This is a genomic window from Candidatus Frankia alpina (assembly GCF_902806485.1).
Classification (GTDB): domain Bacteria; phylum Actinomycetota; class Actinomycetes; order Frankiales; family Frankiaceae; genus Frankia; species Frankia alpina.
This window is the reverse complement of the sequence record NZ_CADCWT010000348.1, coordinates 1-3,874: the sequence shown is the minus strand read 5'-3', so window position 1 is coordinate 3,874 and position 3,874 is coordinate 1. Positions and strand designations below refer to the sequence as shown.

Here is a 3,874-nt window from a genome sequence, read left to right as displayed (position 1 = left end):
AAACGTTACCGGGAAAGGCTCACTGTCCGGTCACTTGTCGACGAAGGTGTTCTTCTGGTCGGCGCGGGCCCACAGTTGGACCTGGGGCCACGACAGCCGCAGCGGACCTTTGGTCGTGGAGATCGCGGCCCACAGCTGGCTGACCGGGGTGCCGTCAGCATGACGTTCTCCGGGGAGACGTCGGATTTTGCTGAGTTCGGGAATGTCTCCGAGGGCGCAGCGTAGGAGGGCGTGGTAGGTGGTGGTGGGGGTGCCTCCGCCGTAGCTGTAGCCGAAGGCGTCGCGGTCGCTGCGCGGGGGGAGCGGGACGGGGTCGACGCGCATCCGGCCGTCGTCGGTCGCGGTGAGCGCGAGCAGGGTGACGACGGACTGTGCCCCGTCGTCGGCGGCAAGAACGGTCTTGTCCGTCCAGGTGGAGACCGCGCGTGGGGATGCCGGCCATTCGGCACGGCTCCACAGCACGCCGGCGTGCAGCTCGATGACCAGCACGTAGCGGCCTTCGGGGTCGCGGTAGGCCTCGCGGACCTGCTCGAGGGGGCGCTCGTCGAGCAGGCGGTGGATGCGGCGGAGCCGGAAGAGGGGATCGAGGTCCTTGAGCGGGGTGAGGGTCTTGCGCCAGGCGTCGACCACGGGCCCTTCCCAGGGCGCGCTGTAGGGCAGGAATCCGTCATCGGCGACGGGCGCATAGTCATGGCTGTCGCGGATCGCCCCGCTGGCCTTCGCCGCCCGGCGCAGCTGCCACTCCAGCAGAGTGATGGCCTCGGTGTACGGGTCGCCGCGGGGATCGTCGCAGTCCAGTTCACCTTCGACCGTGCGCAGCTCGATCAGCTCTTTCGCGACGAGGTCGGTGTCGGTGACCAGGGTGGCGCCGGTGATGCGTTGTTCGAGGTCGATCGGTGGAGCAGGCCGGGCAGGCCGGCACACCAGATACCAGCCATCCCCGGCATCGGGCATCCGCTCGTGCGCGGCACGCAGCGCCTGCAGTCCTTCGGCGGCGTCGACGGCCAGGGCGGCGAAGGCAGCGGGAAACTCCCCGGGCATTCCGATCTCGACCGTGCGGGTGAGCCGTTTCTCCACCGCGGGCCAGGCGGTGACGGTGTCCTCGACGGTGAAGGTGCGGTTGTAGGACAGGGTCTGCTCGGCGTTGACCGAGGTCTCGGTGTCGTACAGCCACAGCGGGATCGTGTGGCCGATCGCCTTCGCGAGGTCGGCGAGGTCCTGCTGCCCCGCCCATTCCGCCCTCGGCTCGGCGGACGCCTCCGCGGTGGCGGTGCGCTGGAACCAGCGGCGCAACCCGCCGAAGGCGCCGCCGTCGGTCTCCGTCTCCTGGAGTTCCTCCGCGTCGGGAGCGGTGGTGAGCCGGTAGACGTAGGCGAAGGGCCCGTCGCCGAGGGGGGACTCGAGGTTCTCCTCAAGCGGCATGATCACAGCGGCGGTGGACCACCACCGTGGCTCGATCAGCTCGGCGGCGTGCACCGCCAGCCGGTCTTTGTGCTCATCCTTCTTCTCCAACGGCTGGAGATAGACGACGTGGCCGTGCTCGGTATCCCACACGATCACGTAGAACGTGTGAGGACGCCCGTACCGGCCGAGGGTGACCACCCCCCGCCGCAGCTCCGCCGCCGGCGTGCGAGCCGCCGGCGCCCGGTACAGCCACAGCGAGTCCATGCTGACCTCACGGCCGGTCCGCGCGCACCAGATGTCAATCGTGGAGGCCCACCACAACGGCCGGCCGCCGGCATCGACCCGGTCCGGGGCCGGCAGCCCGGACGGCTTCGCCGCGTACAGCGCCCGGGCACGTCCATCCGAGATGCCGGCGCGTTCGGCGAACTGCGCCAGGGTGTGCGGCTGCTGTTCCCGAGGATGACCCATGCGATTCCCTCTCCCTAGCCGAGCGGTTCCACTCTCCACACCAACGTACATGACATACCGAGCGGTTCCGCTCGGGTAGGAAATTATTTCGCTCGGATACGTGAGTGCTTCAGTGTTAGCCGGTGGGGTGGTCGATCGACCGTCCCGGATCCCGGTATGGGTCCGTTAAACGATCGTTTGACGGACCCATGCAGACCGCCACGATCACCCGGCTATGATCGGTCTCTCAAGGCTGTCCGGAAATCAATGTCCGTCAAACGTCGGCGCCAGCTTAGGAGACTCATCGTGGCTGTCTCGCGTTCCGACGCCCGCCTGCCCGCCCGGACGTCGCGATGACCCGCTACGGCTACGCCCGGGTCTCCACCCGCGAGCAGAACCCCGAATCCCAGTACGACGCGCTGACCACCGCCGGCATCACTGCGGAGAACATCGTCATCGAGAAGATCTCCGGGAAACTCGCCTCCCGGCCCGCGCTCGACGAGCTGCTCGACCGCCTGGCCCCCGGCGACCAGGTCGTGGTCACCCGGCTGCGGCGCATCGGCCGCAACCACCAGCACCTGCTCGACCTGTCCGTCTGGTTCGACACCCACCAGGTCGACTTCGTCGTGCTCGAGCAGGGCATCGACACCGGCACCCCGATCGGCCGGCTGTTCTTCCGCATGATGGCCGCGCTCGCCGAGTTCGACCGGGAAGCCATCGTCGAGGGCACCCTCGAAGGCCTCGCCTCCGCCCGCGCCCGTGGGCGGGTCGGCGGCCGTCGACCGAAGCTGAGCCAGCGCCAGCTCGACCAGGCCCAGCACATGTACGACACCGGCGAGCACACCGTCGACGAGATCGCCGGGACGTTCGGGGTGCAACGCTCGACGATGTACCGCCACCTCCCCGCGCACAAGGACGGCCGCGACTGCGTCCTAATCGTCTACCGCAACACCCGCCCCGGCAAGATCGACCCCGACACCAACCGCCGCTACGGCGAGACCGGGCAGAACGAAAAGGTCCAGCTCGACGCCGACCGGAAATGGTGGCCGATCGCCCCCGCCCGCCGGCCCCACGTCAAGGGCTTCGTCTACGTCGTCGACGGCATCATCACCCGCATCCGCGCCATCGACCCGGCCGGCAGCTGGCACGACGACGACCGCGGCTACGCCGACGCCCCCCTCACCACACCCCTGACCCCGCTGCAGATCGCCGAGCAGTTCCCCACCCTCCGCCTGCACCTGGACGACCCACGCCCCCACGTCCGCGGCAAGATCCGCGAATATCTCGCGCTATGACCACAGACCAGACACCCGACGACATCGCAGCGGCACAGCATCTCGCAGGACAGGCACACAAGGTCGGACGCGTCTACGGACGGGAACCCTGGCGGGAACTCGTGCGCTGGCTGAGCCAGGGACGGTACGGCCGACGCCGTGGCAGGCCCGAGGTGCTCCAGCTGAGCACGCCGTGGCAGGATACCCTGTCCGCCGAACGCATCGGCTGGCGTGAGCGTGCGGCAAACCTCGACGACGAAGAAGCGTTCGCCGTCGACTACGAGATCTGCCGCCGCTGCCGGCTCGGCTGGGTCGAACAACCCTTCACCCTGCCCCGCTACCAACGCTGCGGACTGGCCTCCGCCGGCCTCGCCGCGCTACGCGCCGAACACCCCGGCCTGGCCTGGCACACCCTCGGCGGCCACTTCGACGACTCCGAACCGTTCTGGACCGCCGCCGGCACCGGCATCCCCGGCGGCTACCAGCAGCGCGACATCTGCCCCCACGTCACCGCCGGCGGCTGATCGCCCGGCCCATTGCCCCTTTCTGCTGTATCTCGGCGGCCCCCCTATGACGTCGGGTCGTCGACGTCGACCACGACACCCGGCGCGTACCCGGCGGCGACGTCACCGGCGATCGGCACGGGGACGCACTCCCGGCACCACCCCGCACGGGCGGGATGCCCCGGGGGCAGCGCGGTGGCCCCGGGGATCAGCGCGTCCCCACACCCCCGGCACGCCGGCGGGATC

The 3,874-nt window shown here is 69.7% G+C and carries 4 protein-coding genes; 2 read left to right on the top strand and 2 right to left on the bottom strand.

Annotated features, from left to right (window positions below; all coding sequences use genetic code 11):
- Positions 1 to 30: 30 nt before the first annotated feature.
- On the bottom strand, positions 31 to 1,872 hold the full coding sequence (locus G6R25_RS22375) for a hypothetical protein (protein ID WP_163554468.1): 1,842 nt from the start codon (positions 1,870 to 1,872) through the stop codon (positions 31 to 33).
- 332 nt (positions 1,873 to 2,204) lie between these two features.
- Here G6R25_RS22375 and G6R25_RS22370 point away from each other — a divergent pair, with 332 nt between their 5' ends.
- Complete coding sequence (locus G6R25_RS22370; protein WP_163554467.1) at positions 2,205 to 3,146, top strand: recombinase family protein; 942 nt, start codon at positions 2,205 to 2,207, stop codon at positions 3,144 to 3,146.
- Positions 3,143 to 3,649 (top strand): hypothetical protein, encoded by a 507-nt coding sequence (locus G6R25_RS25585; protein WP_205447363.1) that lies wholly within the window; start codon positions 3,143 to 3,145, stop codon positions 3,647 to 3,649. The genes G6R25_RS22370 and G6R25_RS25585 overlap by 4 nt, the downstream gene beginning before the upstream one ends.
- A 44-nt stretch (positions 3,650 to 3,693) precedes the next feature.
- On the opposite strand, the gene G6R25_RS22360 is transcribed toward G6R25_RS25585, so the two are convergent.
- A partial coding sequence (locus G6R25_RS22360) for a hypothetical protein (protein WP_163554466.1) occupies positions 3,694 to 3,874 on the bottom strand: 181 nt, incomplete at its 5' end.

Coding starts and splice junctions, on each gene's coding strand:
- G6R25_RS22375 (WP_163554468.1), bottom strand. CDS start 1,872: ATGGGTCATCCTCGGGAACAGCAGCCGCACACCCTGGCGCAGTTCGCC.
- G6R25_RS22370 (WP_163554467.1), top strand. CDS start 2,205: ATGACCCGCTACGGCTACGCCCGGGTCTCCACCCGCGAGCAGAACCCC.
- G6R25_RS25585 (WP_205447363.1), top strand. CDS start 3,143: ATGACCACAGACCAGACACCCGACGACATCGCAGCGGCACAGCATCTC.